The organism is Actinomadura sp. 6N118, from assembly GCF_044326415.1.
Lineage (GTDB): Bacteria > Actinomycetota > Actinomycetes > Streptosporangiales > Streptosporangiaceae > Spirillospora.
Window position 1 is genome coordinate 12,638 of the sequence record NZ_JBIRAZ010000006.1, and the last position, 18,371, is coordinate 31,008.

Below are 18,371 nucleotides of genomic sequence, written 5' to 3' on the forward strand. Positions count from 1 at the left end.
TTGCTCTTCTATTTGTACCGGGTGTCACGGGCATCACGCTTCTGTCGATCTTCAGTGCCCGCGAACCTCTGCGGTAGTACGGGCGTCGTAGTGAAAGAGTTGAGGTGAAAGAGTTAGGGGACTCGGCCAGCGGGCCGGGTAAAAGGTTGACACCAAAAGTCGGTATGGTCGCGGATATGCCGAATGACACCACCGGGGAGCGGTTGCTCGCTGGCCGCTACCGCCTGGGGACCCAGGTCGGTCGCGGTGGCATGGGCACGGTCTGGCAGGCTCACGATGAGGTCCTCGGTCGTGACGTTGCGGTGAAGGAGGTCATCCTGCCGCATGGTCTCACCGATGAGGAACGCAGCGTCCAATACAAGCGCACTTTCCGTGAGGCGCGCACCGCCGCCCGGCTCGGCCACCCCGGCGTCGTCACCGTCTACGACGTGGTGGAGGAGGACGGCCGGCCGTGGATCATCATGGAGCTCATCCATGCCCGCTCCCTCGACCAGGTCATCAAGCAGGAAGGACCGCTGGAGCCCCGCCGTGCGGCCGAGATCGGCCGCCAGATGCTCGCGGCCCTGCACGCCGCCCACGACGCCGGCGTGCTGCACCGCGACGTCAAGCCCAGCAACGTCCTGATCACTCGCGGTGACCGCGCCGTCCTGACCGACTTCGGCATCGCCACCGCGTCCGGCGACGCCACCCTCACCCAGACCGGCCTGGTCATGGGTTCGCCCGCGTACATCGCCCCGGAACGAGCCCGCGGCCGCATCGCCGGGCCCGCCTCCGACCTCTGGTCCCTGGGCGTCACCCTCTACGCGATGGTCGAGGGCAAGTCCCCCTTCGAACGCGCCGAGCCCATGGCCGCCCTCGTCGCGATCATCTCCGACGACCCGACCCCCTCGGCCAACGCCGGCCCGCTGACCCCCATCATCGAGGGCCTCCTCAAGAAGAACCCCGACCTGCGCATGGACGCGATCGAGGCCGGCGCCCTCCTCGACGAAATCGTCCGCCGCGAGACCGTCGACACCCAGCGCACCCTCGCCGTGGAGGTCTCCCTAGAAGACCTCATGGCCGAGTATTCCGCCGCCGCCCCCGCATACGACGAGCCTGCATACGACGAGCCCACGTACAACGAGCCCACGTACAACGAGCCCACTTACAGCGAGCCTGCGTATCCCGAGCCTTCGTACGCCGAGCCTCCCCCCGAGCCGAAGACCCTCCTCACGCCCAGGCCGGAGCAACCGGAGATCCCCCCAGAGACCGAGCCGGTCTCCAAGCCCCCCGCCCTCCGCGGCCCCGCCCTCCCCCTGAGCCGCAACGCCCTGATCGTCATCGGCGTGGTCGTGGTCGTCCTGGTATTCATCATCGGCTTCGCCCTGGCCCAGTCGGGCGACAAGGGGACGCCCTCCGTCACTCCGACGACCAGCAAGGGCACGCCCACGCAGTCCGCCCCGTCCAACACCCCCACGGCCACCAAGGCGGCCAGCGGAATCCCCGCAGGCTTCCAGCGCCACAAGGACGACTCGGGGTTCAGCATCCTCATCCCAGACGACTGGAAGGGCCCGAACAAGCGTGGTTCCTCCTCCAGCAGCGTCTTCTTCGACGCGCCGGACGGGATCAGCAGCATCCAGGTCGACCAGACCTCGAAGCCCAACCCCAGCGCGCTCGAGGATTGGGAGAAGCAGGAGCCGATGAGCCGCGGGAACTTCGACGGCTACGACAAGGTCACGATCAAGCCCGTCGTCGAGGGGAAGCCGGTCGCCGACAAGACCGGTAAGAAGGCCGCCGACTGGGAGTGGACCTACAACGGCAAGGGCCGCCGCATGCACGCGTTGAACCGCGGCTTCGTGATGAACGGCATGGGCTACGCGATCGTGCTCTACGCGCCCGACAAGGACTGGGACAAAACCCTCGCTGATCTTGCGCCGGTCTACGAGTACTTCACGCCCGCGAAGTGACGGTCCGTAAGCCGTATCTGTTCCGATCTGTTGTCGCTGGTCGGTATGGTCGCCATTCATGGCGGCGGGGACGCTGGTGCTGCCGGACGAGGTGGAGTGAGTACGGGCTGATGAACCTTGGGACAGGCGAGGGCGTCCCAGATACGACAGTTGCCGGTGAGGTGTGCGCGGGGCGTTCCTCTAGGCAACGCTCCGTGCGACGGGGGACCATTTAGCCATGAGAGAGGGACATCTGCTCGGCAACCGCTACCGCCTGGAGGCGGTGGTGGGCCGTGGCGGGATGGGCACGGTGTGGCGCGCGTACGACGTCATGCTGGACCGCGAGGTCGCGGTCAAGGAGGTCGTGCTCCCGCCGGGGCTGAGCGATTCCGAGCGCGATGTCCTGTACGAGCGCACGTTCCGGGAGGCGCGGGCGTCGGCGCGGCTCAGCCATCCGGGTGTCGTCACCGTGCACGACGTGGTCGAGGAGGGTGGCCGGCCCTGGATCGTGATGGAGCTCGTCCGCGCGCGTTCGCTGCAGGACCTCATCGAGGAGGCGCGGCTGACTCCGAGGCGGGCGGCCGAGATCGGGCTGCAGATGCTGGCGGCGCTGCGGCACGCGCACGAGAAGGGCATCCTGCACCGCGACGTCAAGCCGAGCAATGTGCTGATCACCGAAGCCGGGCGGGTGGTGCTGACCGACTTCGGCATCGCGCAGGTGGAGGGTGACGCGACGCTCACGCAGACCGGCCTGGTGATGGGCTCTCCCGCCTACATCCCGCCCGAGCGGGTGCAGGGCGAACGGGCGGTGCCCGCGTCGGACCTGTGGGCGCTGGGGGCGACCCTGTACGCGGCGGTCGAGGGCCGCTCGCCGTACGAACGGTCCGACGCGATGTCCTCGCTGTCCGCGGCCCTGAGCGAGGCAGTGCCGCCGCCGCGCAACGCCGGGCCGCTGTCAGCCGTTCTGGAGGGCCTGCTGGCGCGCGAGCCGCGGCACCGGATGACCGGCCCGCAGGCATTGCCGCTGCTGACCGAGGTCGCCACGATGCCGGTGGCGGCGCCGCGACCGGTGGACGAGACCGTGCTGGACGAGCCGCCGAGCCGGCGTCCGGCGGATATCGCCGCGGAAACGGTGCTGGACTCGAAGGAGTTCGAGGCCATCACACGCGAGGACGGGTCAGGTGGACATCCGAGCGGAGGCCAGTGGCCGGGCTCTGGCCCGCAACCGAGGTCTGGCCCCCAGCCGGGATCTGGCGCCCGGCCGGGATCTGGCCCCCCGCCCGGAGCTGGGCCGCAGCCCGGAGCCGGGCCGCAGCCGGGGCCTGGATCCCAGCGGCGATCTGGCGCGCAGCCGGGGCCTGGCGCGCAGCCCGGATCTGGCGCCCAGCGGGGATCTGGCTCGCAGCCGGGGTCTGGCGTGCAGCGGGGATCTGGCGTGCAGCCGGGATCTGGGTCGGAGCCCGGAGCTGGGCCGCAGCCAAGGTCTGGGTCCCAGCCGGGATATGGGGCACAGCCCAGGTCTGGGTCGCAGTCGAGTGGGGGTTCTGGCGCGCCTTATCGAACGGGGCCCGATCCCGAAGCTCAGACGCTGGCTGAGACCGACTGGGCACCGCCGCCCGATCCTGGCGCGCAGCCGGGATATGGGGCACAGCCCAGGTCTGGGTCGCAGTCGGGCGGGGGTTCTAGCGCGTCTTATCGGACGGCGCCCGATCCGGAAGCTCAGACGCTGGCTGAGACCGACTGGGCACCGCCGCGCGATCCTAGCGTGCGGTCGCCCTGGGAGGCGCAGCCCGCACAGTGGTCACAGCCGATCGACCCCTCGCAGGAGCGCCGGCGTGAGCGTACAAAGACGATCGTCATCGTCACGATCGCGGTGATCCTGGTGGTGGCGGCCGTTCTCGCCGGAGCGTTCATCCTGCGCCAGCAGCGGACGGCGTCGATGGCGGTGCAGAGCCACGACTCGGCCCTGGTCCTCGAGTCGACGCCCTAGGCCTGGACGCGTTCAGGCGCCGGCTACGAGGGCGTCCAGGGTGCTGCGGAGCTCGGCCGCGTGGGATTCCAGCCGTTCGATCGAGCCGGAGGGCAGGTCCGGTGGTGTCTCGGCGCGCACGCGCGCCAGATCGTCCTCGATCAACGCGATCTGCTGGTGGAGGTTCTTGAGCAGCTGCTCGCAGGAGGGCAGGCCGGTGTCTTCGGCGATGGCGTGGCGGAGTGCCGCGGCCTGCCGGTGCAGCTGGAGGTTGCGCTGGTGCAGCTCGACGAAGACGGACACCTTGGCGCGCAGGAGCCACGGGTCGAACGGTTTGGTCAGGTAGTCGACGGCGCCCGCCTCGTAGCCGCGGAACGCGTGGTCGCCGTCCGAGCCGGCGGCGGTGAGGAAGATGATCGGGATCTCGCGGGTCCGGGCTCTGCTCTTGATATGCCCGGCGGTCTCGAAACCGTCCATGCCAGGCATCACGACGTCAAGCAGGATCAACGCGAACTCGTCCCTGAGAAGCTCTCGCAGGGCCTGGTTGCCCGAGGTCACGGGAACGACCGTCACCGGCAACGAATCGAGTACGGCGGTGAGCGCCACCAGGTTTTCCTCGCGGTCGTCGACCGCCAGGACCTTCGTGTTGTGCGGCACCGAGTTCCTCCTCTCGCTGCCGACAGTGTGCATTTCGGAATCCACCCTGTCATGTCCTTGCCGTACGTGACAGTCAATCCTCGCAGAGTCACGGCGTTTCTGCGCAGGATGAGAATTTTCAGGACAGCCAGCCCGGCTTGACGAGCCCGGACTCGTAGGCGAAGACGACCAGCTGTGCCCTGTCACGGGCGCGGAGCTTCACCATCGTCCTGCTGACATGTGTCTTCGCGGTCGCCGGGCTGACGACCAGTCGTGCCGCGATCTCCTCGTTGGTGAGTCCCTCGCCGACAAGGGTCATGACCTCGCGTTCACGTTCGGTGAGTGCGTTGAGCCGCGGGGAGGGTGCGGGTTCCTTGGCCCGGGTGGCGAACTCGGAGATCAGCCGCCTGGTGACGCTGGGCGAGAGCAGCGCGTCGCCCCCCGCCACCGCCCGGACGGCGTGGATCAGCTCGACCGGCTCGGTGTCCTTGACCAGGAACCCGCCGGCGCCGCCGCGCAGCGCCTCGAAGACGTACTCGTCCAGCTCGAACGTGGTGAGAATCACGATGCGCACCCCGTTCAGGCGTTCGTCGGCGGCGATCTGCCGGGTCGCGCTGAGCCCGTCCAGACCCGGCATCCGGATGTCCATGAGGATCACGTCCGGACGCAGCCGGCGGGCCTGCGCCACGGCCTCCTCGCCGTCGCTCGCCTCCCCGACCACCTCGATGTCGGGCTGGGCGTCCAGAAGCGCCCGGAACCCGGCCCGGACGAGGACCTGGTCGTCGGCCAGCAGCACCTTGATCATTGTGCTTCCCTCTCGGGCTCGTCCGCGATGGGCAGCGTCGCACGGACACGGAACCCGCCGCCCGGCCGGGCCCCCGCGGTGAACGAACCACCCAGCGCCGTGGCCCGTTCCCGCATGCCGCGGATGCCGCTCCCGGTGCCGGCGTGGTCGTCCAGCAATGAGACGCCTCGCCCGTCGTCGTCGACCTGTATGGAAATTTCATGCTCACCGTAGGCGATCCGGACCTCGGCCGTCACTGGCCCGGGCCCGGCGTGGCGGCTGACGTTGGTGAGCGACTCCTGCACGATCCGGTATGCCGCCAGGTCCGTCCCGGCGGGCAGCGGCCGTTGGTCGCCCTCGGTCTTGGCCGTCACCGGCAGCCCGGCGTTCCGGGCACGGTCGAGCAGTTCCTCCAGGCGGGACAGCCCGGCGGTGGGGGAGCGGGGTGCGGTCTCGCCCTGGGCGCGCAGCGCCCCGATCACCGAGCGCATCTCGGTGAGCGCCTCCTTGCTGGCCTCCTTGATCGCTGCCAGCGCCGTCCTCGCCTGCTGCGGGTCGTCGTCCATCAGATGCAGGGCGACCCCGGCCTGCACGTTGATCATCGAGATGTTGTGGGCGAGGACGTCGTGCAGCTCGCGCGCCATCCGCAGCCGCTCCTCGCTGGCCTGGCGCCTGGCCTCCTCGGCCCGCGCCCGGGCCCGTTCGGCAAGCTGGGTGCTCCGCATCCGGACCAGCTCCGCACCGGTGAGCACCACCAGCGCCCATCCGACCACCATCGTCGAGCCGCCCCACTCAGGCTTGCTCACGGGCAGCGGATCATCTCCGCCGAGCAGCCACGTGATTCCCAGCATCCCAGCGAGCGTCACGACCGTGCCGGCCCAGGCTAGAAGCCGATGCCCGGCCACGACCGCGGCGACGAGTGCCACGCATAGCGACAGGAAGACCGGTCCGGGGGCGTGGTCGGCCAGTATGTAGGTTGCCGTGACGGCCGCGACCGCGACGAGCGTCTGCCGCGGATACCGGCGGCGGAACAGCAGCAGAGCCGGCCCGGCGATCAGAAGCGCGATGCCCCAACCGTTCAGGGGAGCGAAGGCGGAGTTGACAGCCTCCTCCTGGAGCCACGGCGGCCCGTGGTCGTCCCGCCCACGCTGCGCACCGAACGAGCCGATGATCTGGATCGGCTGGATCAGCAGCGGGACGACCCAGACCGGCCATTCGGCGGGCCGCGGCCAGCGTGGGTGGTGGGGCGACGAGGTGCTCATTCCTGCACGTTAGGTCACCGGCACCCGGCACGGCGTCGGCTCAGAGGCGCGTTCGCGGATACTCCTCCGGGCGTACGCCGTATCGGTTCACAGCATCCGATTCACAGCATCCGGTTCACTGCTCGGCCCGGAGGTGGCGGGCCAGCCAGTCCGCGACATGCGGGAGGTGGCCCTGCCAGCCCTTGAGGGTCTCCGGGGACGCCGCGAGCGCCAGCTGTTCGGCGCTCATCGGTGGCCGGACGAGCTTCACGAACTGAGCGGCCTCCTCCGTCGTATGAGGGTCGTCCTTGCCCACGGCGGCCAGGAACGAGATCGGCGGGGCGGGCAGGTTCTTGAGCCGCCACAACAGGTCGTTGTCCTGCTGGTAGGCCTTGCTGCCGCCGTAGTAAGGCCCCTGTGCGGGCGTGAACAGCCCGGAGACGCTCGCCGCCGCGGCGAAGCGGTCCGAATGCAGCATCGCCAGCCGGGCCGCGCACTGGCCGCTCTGGCCGAAACCGGCGATGCCCCACCCCTGGCGTCCCTGCGGCAGCCGGTAGGTGTCGCCGAGCGCGACCGGAAGGTCCTGGGCGAAGAACGTCTCGGCGCGGCCTCCACGCTGCCCTGGCACGTCCAAACAGGCGTTGGGGCGGCCGGGTGCGGGTTTGCCCGCATGCGGGAGGCCCTTGGCGCCCTCAGGCCCGGCAGGCGGTTGCTTCACCGGGGAGAGGCCCCGCGTTGAACGGATCATCACGGAGATCATGGGCGGGCCGGCGGCGCCGTCGGCGGTGCTCCGGGGCAGCCGGGCCTGCTTGATCCAGGCCAGCCGGTCGTCGGACGGCGCGCCGGACATGAAGATCGTGACGGGCAGCCGCCTGGCCGTGTGCCCGGGCTTGAAGTACTCCGGCGGGAGGTAGACGTACGCCTCGCCCTGCAGGCCGCTCCGCGCACCTGTGATCTCAAGCCGGTCGACCTGGCCGTCCTTGACCGGGTCGTGCTTCCGGCCGCGGCGCGAGGGCCCGAGGTCCGTTGAGGTCCGCCGGACCAGCGACGCCGGGTCCGCCTCCTTGCCCTTGCTCTGCTGCACCTGCTTGACCTGGACGTTCACCCGGTCGCTGCCGAGCAGGTCCTTCCAGGTGGCGTAGAAGACGAAGTACCGGTTGGAGATCAGGATGATCGCCGCCGTCAGCGTCACCTGGCAGGTGAGCAGCAGTCCGGCGCGGCCCAGCAGTGGCCCTGCCCCGCGTCCGGTCAGCCGCGGCCACCGCCGTACCGACAGCACGAAGACGGCTGCGGCAAGCAGGCACACCGGGAGAATGAGTCCCGCGCTCGTGGGCTCCAACGAGGTCACTGGCCTTCTCCTCGCAGGTGCGCGCTCAGCCATTCGATGGTGGGCGGGATGTATTTGCGGAACGTCTTGAAGTTGTGGCCGCCGGTGGGCAGCAGCACCTTGTCGACCAGCAGCGGCGGTCGCGCCGCCTGCATGAACAACTTCGCCTGCGAGTAGGTCTTCTCGCCGATGCTGGCCGAGGCCACCAGGACGGAGACCGGCGGCTGGGGCAGGTTCCGCAGTCGCCAGAGCAGGTCGTTGTCCTGTCGCAACTGCTTGCTGCGGTCGTAGAGCTGCCGCGTGGTGGTGTCGAGGATCGCGCGGAAGTGCCCGGCCAGGCTGGCCGAGGCGGTGAACCGGTCGGAGTGCAGCATCGCCAGCTTGACGGCGCAGTAGCCGCCCGCGGAGTAGCCCGCGACCCCCCAGCCGTGGCGGGACCGTGCCGTGCGGTAGGTGTCGAGGATCGCCTCGGGCACGTCCTGGGAGAAGAACGTCTCGACCTTGGGGCCGCCCGGCACGTCCGCGCACTCGGTGTCCCAGCCCGGCTCGACCGTCGGCCGCATCATCACGTAGATCATCGGCTGGATCCGGCCGGCCGCCCGCTGCCGTGCGGCCTCCTCGGGCAGGTGGCCCTTCTCGATCCAGGTCAGCCGGTCCCGCGAGGGGTAGCCGGCGATGAAGAGCGCGACAGGGAAACGTTTGGCCGCGTACTGCGGCTGGAAGTACTCCGGCGGCAGGTAGATGTACGCCTCGGAGGTGATGCCGCTCCGAACCCCGCTGATCTCCAGGTGCTGCACCTGCCCATCGCGGGTGGGCTTCGCGCCCTTGCGCGGGCCGAGCTTGGCCTGCACCGTCTTGACCACCCGTGTGGCCGCAGCGGCGTTCGGGCCGGCCCCTGGCTGCGGGTGCTGCCGCACCTGCGCCTTGCCGCCGGCCGCCCCCATCAGGTCGGTCCAGGTGCCGTAGAAGAGGTAGTAACTGTTCACCCCGACCAGCAGGGTGAGAATGATCATCAGCTGGCCGCCTGCCAGCAATCCCGCCCGTATCGCCGTGGTCTTGAACCCGGCGGACGCCAGCCGTGGCCAGGCCCACACCGTGCCTGCCAGGCAGGCGGTGGTGATCAGGGAAAGCAGTCCGAGCAGCCCCCAGCTCGTCAGTCCCAAACCGTGCACTCCTTGTCCGGTCCGTTTGTCCGATCCGACCCGGCCCCCGACGGCCAAGGCGCACCACTCAGCTGATCGACCCAGCTGACAATGAGAATTCAGCTGACATTCAGGAGAGTTCCAGCGAACGTGTGGCAAACGGTCAAGAACCTAACGGACAGGGCGTCGCCGGATCGTCTTCGGAATGTCTGTGTCTCGTCACGCCTGGGCATTTCAACTGGTTGCGCACCCTCTGCTGTGAGGTACGTCTCACACGCCGCGGAGGGATCAGGCGTCCGAAGCCGGACTGACGTCAGACGGGTGCCCAGCGGACGTCAGACGGGTGCCCAGCGGACCGGCAGGTGCTCGAAGCCGTGCCGGGAGGTGGAACGGAGCAGCACGGGCTCGCCGGCGAGCTCCAGCCGGCCGGGCCGTTCGAGGATCGCGGCGATCATCGCGCGCAGATGGACGCGCGCCAGGTGGCCGCCAAGGCAGGCTCGGGTGCCGTAGCCGAAGCTCAGATGCTGCTCGCTCCCGGTGACGAACCGTTCAGGGAAGAACCGCCCCGGCTGGACGAAGACCTCGTTGTCGTGGTTCGCCGCGGTGAGCCACAGCGCCACCTGCTCGCCGGTCCGCAGCGGCACGCCGCCCATCTTCGTGCTGCGCCGGACGAACCGCCGTACCTGCATCACCGGCGTCCACCAGCGCAACATCTCCTCGATCGCGCTGTCGATGAGAGTCTCGTCGCCGGAGCCCGCCCGCAGCCGTGCGTACTCCTCGGGGTGCCGGAGCAGTGCGTACGCGCCACCGGCCACGGTGTTGCGCAACGTCTCGGGCATCCCTTTGAGGACACCCGCGATGAGATCGATGCTTTCCTGCCCTATCCGGCTCAGCAGGGACCGGGCAGGCGGGTCCATGTCGATCGTGAGGCCCGCCGCTTCGGCCTCGTCCGGAATCGCGACGGGACCATGCAGGGTCTCCAGGGGGAGAGGGCAGAACAACTCGGGCCGGGACAGCGCGCGCCGCACATCGGCGTATCTCAGCACCGCCCACGACCCCGGCTCGCCCGCGAAGCGCCCGTCCAGCCACACCACCGGCGTCCTGGCGCGCAGGCGGTCGAGGCAGTCGTACGGCACGCCGCGCGCGTAGGTGTCGGGGCAGCTGAGGACCTCAGCGTCCGAGATGGGCAGGGCGCCTCGTCGTTGAGGCATGGGACCTCCTCTTCCTATGCGGAAGTTAACGCGTCCCGGCTCTCCCCTCCATGTCCGGTTTCGGTCGTGGCAAGCATGCAACTCGACCGATGCTCCAGGCGTCGTCTCAGCCGACCAGCCATTCGCCGGTCTCCACGCTCACCAGGCCGTGCCGCGCGGCCTCGATCACGGCCTCACGCTGGGAGTGCACGCCGAGCTTGCTCAGCACGCTCTGCACGTGGCTGCGCGCGGTGCTGCGGGTGACGCCCATCGCCTTGGCGAGCGCCTGGGTGGACTCGCCGCGGGCGAGCCGGGTGAGGACCTCACGTTCACGCGGGGTGAGGAACTGCGCGACCTTCTGTGCCTGGCTGCGCGGCCGGACGTCCAGCACGTCCCGGCGGGTGCCCTGGTCGATCACCACCTCGCCCCCGGCGACCCGCCGCAACACCGTCAGGATGTCGCGGCTCTGCTGGCCCTTGTGCGTGAACCCACGGACGCCCAAGGCGAGACCGGCGTCCAGGACCTCCTGATCCAGGTAGCCGGTCAGCACCACGAACATCGTCTCGGGTGACGCGGCGCGCAGCCGCGGCATCCAGTCCAGGACCGTGCCGCCTGGGAAGTGCAGGTCGATCAGGCATACGTCGGCCCGCCTGCCGCGCAGTACGGGAAGCACGTCGTCGGGGGAGTACGCCACCCCCACGACGACGTGTCCTGCGTCGGTCAGCACCAGCGACAACGAGTCGGCGAACACCGCGTGGTCGTCGCAGACGATGACCCTCACGGATGGAGCTGCCAGTCGTCGGTGGGCAAATGTGTTGTTTCCATGGGATCGGTCATCTCCACGGGCGGGGCGGAGGGCAGCAGCATGCGCACACTCGCGCCGCCCATCTCACATGTTCGGATCTCCAGGCTGCCGCCGTAGCCCGAGATGAGGTCGTGCACGATGCCCAGCCCGAGTGAGGCCAGCCCTCCCGTGCCCGCGCCGAATCCCGGCCCGTCGTCGTCCACCTGGATGGTCACCCAGCCCTGGTCCACGCTGACATGGACGTCGACGCGGCTCGCCGCCACCCGGCAGGCGTTGTCGAGAACGTTCCGCAGCGCCCGCCAGAGCGCCACCGGGTCCATGTGCGCCCAGGCCGCGGTGCCCTCGAGGCCCACCGCGTGCGAGGTGGCGAGGCGCATGCCGGTGACGACCTCGGCGGTGAGGTCGTCGACCCGGATGCGCTCCGGGAGGGCCATCGGCTGGGTGGTGATGTCGTCGTCGTTGTCCTCGTCGAGCTGGCGGATCAGGTGGTCGAGCCACCGGGTCTCGCCGAGCAGCTGCTCGATGCGCTCGCGGCTGCCGGCGCCGATGTCGTCGGCGACGACCACCGCTGACGCGAGCATGATGATGGTCCCCAGTTCGTGTCTGATGTCGTGCCGTAGCCGTCGCCGCCACAGGGCCGAGTCTCCAGGCTCGGGTTCCTGCGGGCTCACACCGGTGAGCGTCGCGACGTATTCGGGCGTGTCCATCGGTGATGACCGAGACTGCCCGTTGTTCATGGAAGGACCCCCGTCCGTATTACCAGCACCATGATGACCGTCGCCCTTAAAGTCATCTCTGTCCAGACAATTGACCGCAACCGACCTGGGCATGGCCGGAAGTGGACATGGCCGAGTTGGGGTAAACCCTCCCCTTTGTTGAGGCGTCCAAGCCAGGATTGTCGGTTTCGCTTCCGTTCGCTTCCGCCATTTCTTTCATACCTACGGCGTAGCCACCTTGCGCATTCCGGTGGGTGTGAACACCATGCCCTGGAGCGACAGTCTTGGTATGCCGACGGTCACCTTTCTCGGACACGCCGGGCTGGCGGTCAAAGGAAGCACGTTCAACCTGCTCATGGACGCCTGGCTCGCACCGACGGGCGCCTTCCTCGGGGCGTGGCACCAGTACCCGAGAAACGATCATCTTGACGTTCCCGCGGTGCTCGATGCCGACTGGGTCGCGGTGTCTCACGAGCATCTAGATCATTTCGATCCCTGGGTCATCGCGCGCCTTCCCGAGCGGACCAGAATCCTCATTCCGCGCTATCCCGGTCCTGCCTTCCTGGAACGGATGCGGGAGGCAGCTGGAGCCCGTCAAGTAATCGAGATACCGGCCTGGGAGAAATTCCCTCTCGACAATCGCGGATCGTGGATCACCGCGATTCCTGAGCTGTCCCCGATGTGTCATGACGCGGCTTTTCTGGTGGTTGCTGACGGGCGCGGGATCCTGCACTGCAACGACGCCCGGCTCACCGCCGCGCAGGCCCGCCGCGCCAAGCTCCAGGCCGGTGGACGGCTCGACATCATGGCCCTGCAGACCGCGGGGGCCTCGTGGCATCCGATCTGCTACGAGTACCCGCCGGAGGAGATGGCCAAGATCTCCATGGACAAGCGTGTGGCCAAGCTGCGCGCCGCCCAGCGGCTCGTCCGGCAGACCGCACCCGAACTGGCGGTCCCGTTCGCCGGGCCGCCCTGCTTCCTGGGTCCGGAGGTCGAGCACCTCAACTGGGTGCTGGACCAGGCGGACGGCGCGTTCTGTGAGGCGTCCGTCGCCACCGAATGGCTGCGCGAACATCTTCCGGCGCAGCGCTGGGAGTACTTCAAGCCGGGCGACGCCATCGATTTGGACACCGGCGAGGTCACGCTCGACCCGACCTCGGCGGAGTTCGAGTTCAGCGACGCCACCCGGCCGGACTACCTCGCTCGCTACACCGCTGACCGCGCCGCGCACATCGACCAGGTCCTCGCCGAGTACCCGGTGCCCGACGAGGGGTTGTTCGACCGTTTCGTGGCCCACTTCGAGCACCTCGGCGGCCTGAGCGACTACTTCCTGCGCCAGATCAGCATGGTGGTCCGCTTCGAGATCACCGGTCCGAACGGCGGCGTCTGGGACGTCGACTTCTCGCCGGACGGGCTCACGGTGGGCGAGGCCCGCCCGGGCACCCGGCCGCACTACCGCATCACCACCGCGGGCCGCTGGGTGGACGGCATCCTCCAGGGCAGGCTCGCCTGGGAGGATCTGCTGATCTCGTTCCGGCTCAGCCTCTACCGCGATCCCGACGTCTACAACGACTATCTGGTCGGTCTCCTCAAGCACGCCAACGCGCCCGCGCTCCAGGCCGTCGAGGAGTACGAGACGGGCCGCGACGAGTCGGAACGCATCGTGGTGGAGTCGGCCGGGCACTCCTACGACATCCCGCGTTACTGCCCGCACGCGGGCGAGGACCTGTCGGTGGGCGCCGTCATCCGGGACGGGCAACTGCACTGCCTCGCCCACAACTTCGCCTTCGATCTCGCCACCGGCGTGTGCGTCAACGCCCGGTCGGCCAACCTGACCAGCCGCCAGTTGTCGTGATCGCGAGGTGACCCCAAGTCGCTTCCCCTGTTCCCGTACCGGTATCGTTTGCCCCTGCTTGAAACGGGTTTCAGGGGGAGTGTCAGGGGATGGCGGGCAAGAAGGCCGCGCCGGCGACCACGCTGGTGGGCACGTTGGTGGGCACGATCAGGAAAATCGATGTACTGAACACGCCGAAGCGGATCGGCATGCTGATCGCCGCGTTCGTCGTGGTGGTCGGGCTGCTCGAGGTGGCCGCGCTGCAGTTGGGTCACGTGGAGGTGCCGATTCTCGGCAGCGTGGACAAGGGCACCGCCGCCGGCGGTCGATGACGCGGGTTTGACGACGCGGGGATGGACAACGCGGGTAGACGACGCGGCTCCGGCCACGGTCAACTCGCGTTGTGCTCCTTGAGGAGCGTCTGCAGGTCCGGGCGTCCGTTACGCCCGTCGGCGTCGGCGAGCGTGGGGCAGGCCCACTCGCCCTGGTGACCCCACGAGTACGCGATGTCGAACGGCGGGCGCGGGACGAGCCGGTCCCAGCGCCGCAGCAGTTCCCGGAACTGGTCCGCCGTCGGCAGCCAGTAGTGCCGAGGGCCGTTCGAGCATTCCGTGCCGAACGCCTGGAAGACCGGCACGATGGCGCGGCGCGGGATGCCCGCGTCGTCGGCCATGCGCACCATGCGGTCGATCGCGTCGATGTTGCAGTCCGCGCGGGCCTTCGAGGCGCCCTTGCAGGGGTACGGGTCCAGGCCGACGAGGTCGACGTTCACCTTCTTCGGCGTGACCGGCTTCATCGGGAAGTCGGTGAGCGAGATGAACGTGACCTGCCCGGGGGCGTGCTGCTTCACATAGTCGGCGCGGCGGCGGATGTCTCCAGCGATCTTGGGGCACGTGCCCGGATCGGGTTCGTCCGACAGGTACCAGCCGTACACCTTGGGGTGGCTGCTGTACTTCCTGACGGCGGCGGTGAACGCGTCGTACGAAAGCTCGAACTCGTCACACTGGAAGTTGCCGACCCAGAGCAGGGCCCGCATCCCCGCCGGGAGCGCGGCGAGGTCGCCGTCGTCGGGCTTGACGTCGGCTAGGTCGTATCCGAGCTGTTGCAGCCGCGGAAAGTCGGCCGGCGTGGTGTTGAGCGTGATGTGCATGGTCGTTCCGGGCTTTGCCGCGGCCAAGCCCGGACTGGCGAGAGGGCCGCGGTACGGCTCGTGGCCGTCGGACGCGCTGCGCTGTATGTAGAAGAGGAAGCCCGCTACGAGTACGAACGTGGCGACCACGGCCGAGACCTTGAAGCGGATGTCCATCGACGATGTCCTTCCCCGAGACCGAACCTTCAGGCGGCTGAGCCCGGTTCCTCCACCCGCTGGGTCTCGGCCTTCGGCGGCTGCGCGGGCGGTTCGGTCACGGTGCCTTCCGGCGTGACCCGCAACGGCGGGATCTTGAATCCGAGAACGTGCCGCACGGTGTCCCAGAGCGCCCGGAAGGTGGCGCGCATCGACGGATCGTTCAGGTAGAACGCGTCGACCTGGACCCGGGCCGGGACGATCCGTTCGATGTAGTTGGCCAGGTCGACCTCCTCGCCCGGCGGGAGCACGTCGAAGTCGCGGAAGCGCACCTCCGAGACGCCCGTCAACCCGGGCCGGTGGTCGAAGATCCAGCGACAGCGCGCGTCGTAGTGCACGGCCAGGTCGTACGTCTCGGGCCGCGGGCCGACCAGCGTCATGTGGCCGCGCAACACGTTCACCAGCTGCGGCAGCTCGTCCAGCGACCATTCCCGCATCAGCTTGCCGACCTTGGTCAGCCGCGGGTCGCAGTTGGCTGTGACGGTCAGCCCGCCAACGCCCTGCCGCATGGTGCGGAACTTGTACATGACGAAGGGCCGTCCGCCCTGCCCGACGCGCTTCTGCTGGAAGATCCCCGGTCCGGGGCTCGTCACCCGTACGAGCAGGTAGAGGAGGAGCAGCGGGACGCTCAGCAGCACCAGACCGGCGAGCGCTCCGGCGATGTCGAGGACGCGGCGGCCCGTGGAGGGTGCGATGCCCTCCGACGGGTCGATGGAACGGGTCTCAAGGCCCTTCTCGGCGGACATGCCCTCACCCCTTCTGCTCGGGGAGCTGCTTGTGCGGGGGACGCGCGACATTTGAGGACGCGACATGGAAGAACCACGCCAGCAACGCGGCGGTGGTGGCGACGAAGGACAGCGCGGTGGCGATCGCGGCACCCTCGGCCTCGAACGGCGGGATCAGGAACACGCCGGAGACGACGACCACCACGAGACCGATCGCCTGGCCGGTGGAGGCGGCGCCGGGCCGTCCGACGCCGTACAGATAGGCCATGATGAGCCCGGTGACGCCGAAGGTGACGACCCCCGCGAGCCGGATGTAGGTGGGCACCACCGCGTCCTCGAAGACATCGCCGAACACCCACGGCAGCGCCGTTCCCGCGATGGCCGCCAGCGGCAGTGCGGCCAGGACGGACACGGCGAACGCGGGGAGAATGAGCTTGCGTGTGCGGCGGGTGGCCTCCGCCCGGTCCTCCTTGGCGAAGTCGGGATAGAGGACGTAGTTGACCGCCAAGCCGGGCAGCTGCACGAGTTCGGCGAACTTGCTCGCGACCGTGTAGACGCCCAGCACCTTGGGCCCCGCGAGCGCGCCGAGCAGCGCCATGTCGAAGCGCAGCTGCAGCAGGTCGATGAGCTGGCCCAGATAACCGCGGAAGCCATAGCCGGAGATGGTGCGTGCCAGCCGCAGGTCAGGGCGGCCCCATCCGGCGAAGAACCCGCGCCGTGCCAGCCGTACCGCGATCCAGGCGGCGGCGGCCACGTCCGCGAGCACCAGCCCGGTGATCAGCGCGCCCGGCCCGTACCAGCCGAGCAGGATCACCAGATAGATCGGCAGGAAGATGAACTCCTCGACCGCGATCGCCAGGCTCGCGCCGCGCATGTCGTCGGTGCCCTGCAGCAGCCCCTTGCCGACCGAGACGAACCCTTGGGTGAACGCGGGGACCGTCGCGGCGAGCGCCACCCAGTAGCCGAACGACGTGAAGAACCCCAGATAGATCAGCGGACTGAGGGCCAGCCAGGAGAGCCCGCCGATCAGCGCGCCCACGACGGTCAGCCACGCCAGCGTCGGCCGGACCCGCGACTGGTCGTACTCCGGGCCCGCGAGGAAATACGGCGCCGCCCCGGGCAATCCCGCGTTGGACAGATGGCAGAGCAGGCCCGGCAGGATCCGTACGAGCGTGAACGCGCCGACCAGGGCGGGCCCGCCGATCCGGGCGACCATGACGGTCGCGATGCCGAGCGAGGCGAGCGCGCCGATCCGGCCGGCCATGTTCCCGGCCATCAACCGGGCGAGCCTGCCGGTGATCGTACGGGCCGGGGCCTCGACCGGTGGAGTGCCTGTGCCCGGCATACGGGTGTCGGTCATGCGGACTCCCTCCGGCCGAAGAGATCCAGTGCGGCGATCAAGCCGAAAACCGCCCAGCCGTGGCGGTAGTGCAAGGTCTCGTAGAAGAGCCCGGAGATGAGGAACACCGCGACCAGGGCGCCGAAGAGCTCGGGCCTCGGCACCAGCCGCGCGTACTCGGGTTTGAGCACGTCGCGCCGGGCGATGCGCGTGCACTTGAGCAGCAGCACGAAGACCAGCACGATCAAGGCGATGCCGCCGAGGAAGCCGCGTTCCAGGACCGCCGCGATGTAGTCGTTGTGCGCCTCGCGGACGTAGGTCTCCTGGTTGATGAGCATCGCCTTCTCGGTGTGACCCGGGCCGATGCCCCACGGATGCGGCTGCTCCTCCATCATCCGGACCGTGGTGCCGAAGACCGTGCTGCGCGACTCGGTGCTCTCGCCGGTGGTCCGGCCGATCGAGTCGCGCAGGATGGGCGAGGTGGCGCTGGCCCGGTCGAGGAACGGCTGGATGTCGACGACCGAGAGCAGGGTCACTCCTCCGCCGCCGAGGAACACGGCGAGCGTGCCGGTGGCCAGCGCCTGGTGCACCTTGCCCTCACGGAACAGGCGGAAGAGGTGACCGAGCACGATCGCGCAGCCGAGCGCCAGCGCGCCGCCGTTGGAGCCGGTCAGCACCTCGGCGACGAGGAGGATCCCGCAGACCGCGTACCGGTGCACGTTCTTCTCCGGGAACCGGCACGCGCGAGAGATGAAGAAGATGCAGATGAACCAGTTCGAGGCGTAGTTGGCGTCGCCGAACGTGAACATCGCCCGCTCGCCGTCGATCTGCTTGCCCGACAGCGTGTCGTTCCCGATCACGAAGCCGAAGATCATCACCAGTGCGTAGAACGTGCCGATCCAGACCCAGGCCTTGATGGCGGTGCGGAGCAGCGCCGGGTCGCGGCCGACGTTGGCGAGGCTGACCGCCCACAGCAGGACGAACAGGTCCTTGATGAGGGTCAGCGCGCCGATGCCCTCGTTCGCGAGCGAGGCGATGCCGCCCGCGATGATGGTCAGCAGGGTGGGGATGAGGAACGGCCAGCGGATCGCCTGCTTACGCGAACCGGCCCACAGCAGCACGACCGCCGTCACCACGATCAGTGCGGCGTCCGGCAGGCCGGTGTTGCCCGGCCCCGGGCCCATCCCGAACGGCATCAGCATCGGCAGTGACGCGATGCCGAGCACCGTGACGATGCCGGCCAGTGACCGGCGCCGCCGCAACTCCGGCTGCGGGGCGGGCTCCGCTCCGGGGGGCGCTGCGGGCAAGGTCGTCGCCGCCGCGGTCGGCGGCGGTGTGACCCGCGGAGCCTTGGTGGTCGGCGACATCGTGCCTCTCTCCGTCACTTTTGGCG

Annotated in this window: 16 protein-coding genes; 4 read left to right on the forward strand and 12 right to left on the reverse strand. The window is 69.2% G+C overall.

Features of this window, described 5'->3' with window-relative positions; translation table 11 throughout:
- The first annotated feature begins 176 nt into the window (after positions 1-176).
- On the forward strand, positions 177-1,946 hold the full coding sequence (locus ACH34W_RS16395) for a protein kinase (RefSeq protein ID WP_395961738.1): 1,770 nt from the start codon (positions 177-179) through the stop codon (positions 1,944-1,946).
- A gap of 217 nt (positions 1,947-2,163) precedes the next feature.
- Positions 2,164-3,915, forward strand: coding sequence for a protein kinase (locus ACH34W_RS16400; RefSeq protein ID WP_395961739.1), 1,752 nt, complete (start codon positions 2,164-2,166; stop codon positions 3,913-3,915).
- 12 nt (positions 3,916-3,927) lie between these two features.
- Here ACH34W_RS16400 and ACH34W_RS16405 read toward each other — a convergent pair whose 3' ends face one another.
- The 8 genes from ACH34W_RS16405 to ACH34W_RS16440 all read right to left on the reverse strand — a co-directional run bounded on the left by ACH34W_RS16405 (position 3,928) and on the right by ACH34W_RS16440 (position 11,726).
- Entirely contained in the window at positions 3,928-4,551 is a 624-nt protein-coding gene (locus ACH34W_RS16405; RefSeq protein ID WP_395961740.1) for a two-component system response regulator, read from the reverse strand.
- A 118-nt stretch (positions 4,552-4,669) separates the two neighbouring features.
- Positions 4,670-5,335 (reverse strand): response regulator, encoded by a 666-nt coding sequence (locus ACH34W_RS16410; protein ID WP_395961741.1) that lies wholly within the window; start codon positions 5,333-5,335, stop codon positions 4,670-4,672.
- Positions 5,332-6,576: a sensor histidine kinase gene (locus ACH34W_RS16415; RefSeq protein WP_395961742.1), complete on the reverse strand. Its 1,245-nt coding sequence runs from the start codon at positions 6,574-6,576 to the stop codon at positions 5,332-5,334. Before ACH34W_RS16415 ends, ACH34W_RS16410 begins: the two co-directional genes overlap by 4 nt.
- Before the next feature lie 115 nt (positions 6,577-6,691).
- On the reverse strand, positions 6,692-7,903 hold the full coding sequence (locus tag ACH34W_RS16420) for an alpha/beta hydrolase (RefSeq protein ID WP_395961743.1): 1,212 nt from the start codon (positions 7,901-7,903) through the stop codon (positions 6,692-6,694).
- Positions 7,900-9,045 (reverse strand): alpha/beta hydrolase, encoded by a 1,146-nt coding sequence (locus tag ACH34W_RS16425; protein WP_395961744.1) that lies wholly within the window; start codon positions 9,043-9,045, stop codon positions 7,900-7,902. Before ACH34W_RS16425 ends, ACH34W_RS16420 begins: the two co-directional genes overlap by 4 nt.
- Before the next feature lie 314 nt (positions 9,046-9,359).
- A complete protein-coding gene (locus tag ACH34W_RS16430) occupies positions 9,360-10,235 on the reverse strand; it encodes a cytochrome P450 (RefSeq protein WP_395961745.1) in 876 nt (291 codons plus the stop codon).
- Between the two features lie 106 nt (positions 10,236-10,341).
- Entirely contained in the window at positions 10,342-10,995 is a 654-nt protein-coding gene (locus ACH34W_RS16435; RefSeq protein WP_395961746.1) for a LuxR C-terminal-related transcriptional regulator, read from the reverse strand.
- A complete protein-coding gene (locus tag ACH34W_RS16440; protein ID WP_395961747.1) occupies positions 10,992-11,726 on the reverse strand; it encodes a sensor histidine kinase in 735 nt (244 codons plus the stop codon). Before ACH34W_RS16440 ends, ACH34W_RS16435 begins: the two co-directional genes overlap by 4 nt.
- Positions 11,727-12,024: 298 nt before the next feature.
- Between ACH34W_RS16440 and ACH34W_RS16445 the strand changes: the two genes are divergently transcribed.
- Entirely contained in the window at positions 12,025-13,590 is a 1,566-nt protein-coding gene (locus ACH34W_RS16445; RefSeq protein ID WP_395961748.1) for a Rieske 2Fe-2S domain-containing protein, read from the forward strand.
- 89 nt (positions 13,591-13,679) lie between these two features.
- A complete protein-coding gene (locus tag ACH34W_RS16450) occupies positions 13,680-13,901 on the forward strand; it encodes a hypothetical protein (protein WP_395961749.1) in 222 nt (73 codons plus the stop codon).
- Between the two features lie 59 nt (positions 13,902-13,960).
- On the opposite strand, the gene ACH34W_RS16455 is transcribed toward ACH34W_RS16450, so the two are convergent.
- From ACH34W_RS16455 to ACH34W_RS16470, 4 genes are read right to left on the reverse strand one after another with little or no spacing between them, the layout of a single operon-like run.
- Positions 13,961-14,875, reverse strand: a complete 915-nt coding sequence (locus ACH34W_RS16455) for a hypothetical protein (RefSeq protein ID WP_395961750.1) — start codon at positions 14,873-14,875, stop codon at positions 13,961-13,963.
- A gap of 29 nt (positions 14,876-14,904) precedes the next feature.
- The gene (locus ACH34W_RS16460; RefSeq protein WP_395961751.1) at positions 14,905-15,660 is read right to left on the reverse strand and encodes a sugar transferase; all 756 of its coding nucleotides are present in this window, start codon (positions 15,658-15,660) and stop codon (positions 14,905-14,907) included.
- Between the two features lie 4 nt (positions 15,661-15,664).
- Positions 15,665-16,999, reverse strand: coding sequence for an oligosaccharide flippase family protein (locus ACH34W_RS16465; protein WP_395961752.1), 1,335 nt, complete (start codon positions 16,997-16,999; stop codon positions 15,665-15,667).
- Positions 16,996-18,345: an O-antigen ligase family protein gene (locus tag ACH34W_RS16470; RefSeq protein ID WP_395961753.1), complete on the reverse strand. Its 1,350-nt coding sequence runs from the start codon at positions 18,343-18,345 to the stop codon at positions 16,996-16,998. The genes ACH34W_RS16465 and ACH34W_RS16470 overlap by 4 nt, the downstream gene beginning before the upstream one ends.
- Between the last annotated feature and the right edge of the window lie 26 nt (positions 18,346-18,371).

Coding starts and splice junctions, on each gene's coding strand:
- ACH34W_RS16400 (WP_395961739.1), top strand. CDS start 2,164: ATGAGAGAGGGACATCTGCTCGGCAACCGCTACCGCCTGGAGGCGGTG.
- ACH34W_RS16410 (WP_395961741.1), bottom strand. CDS start 5,335: ATGATCAAGGTGCTGCTGGCCGACGACCAGGTCCTCGTCCGGGCCGGG.
- ACH34W_RS16415 (WP_395961742.1), bottom strand. CDS start 6,576: ATGAGCACCTCGTCGCCCCACCACCCACGCTGGCCGCGGCCCGCCGAA.
- ACH34W_RS16460 (WP_395961751.1), bottom strand. CDS start 15,660: ATGTCCGCCGAGAAGGGCCTTGAGACCCGTTCCATCGACCCGTCGGAG.
- ACH34W_RS16440 (WP_395961747.1), bottom strand. CDS start 11,726: ATGGACACGCCCGAATACGTCGCGACGCTCACCGGTGTGAGCCCGCAG.
- ACH34W_RS16455 (WP_395961750.1), bottom strand. CDS start 14,875: ATGGACATCCGCTTCAAGGTCTCGGCCGTGGTCGCCACGTTCGTACTC.
- ACH34W_RS16395 (WP_395961738.1), top strand. CDS start 177: ATGCCGAATGACACCACCGGGGAGCGGTTGCTCGCTGGCCGCTACCGC.
- ACH34W_RS16430 (WP_395961745.1), bottom strand. CDS start 10,235: ATGCCTCAACGACGAGGCGCCCTGCCCATCTCGGACGCTGAGGTCCTC.
- ACH34W_RS16470 (WP_395961753.1), bottom strand. CDS start 18,345: ATGTCGCCGACCACCAAGGCTCCGCGGGTCACACCGCCGCCGACCGCG.
- ACH34W_RS16445 (WP_395961748.1), top strand. CDS start 12,025: ATGCCGACGGTCACCTTTCTCGGACACGCCGGGCTGGCGGTCAAAGGA.
- ACH34W_RS16450 (WP_395961749.1), top strand. CDS start 13,680: ATGGCGGGCAAGAAGGCCGCGCCGGCGACCACGCTGGTGGGCACGTTG.
- ACH34W_RS16465 (WP_395961752.1), bottom strand. CDS start 16,999: ATGACCGACACCCGTATGCCGGGCACAGGCACTCCACCGGTCGAGGCC.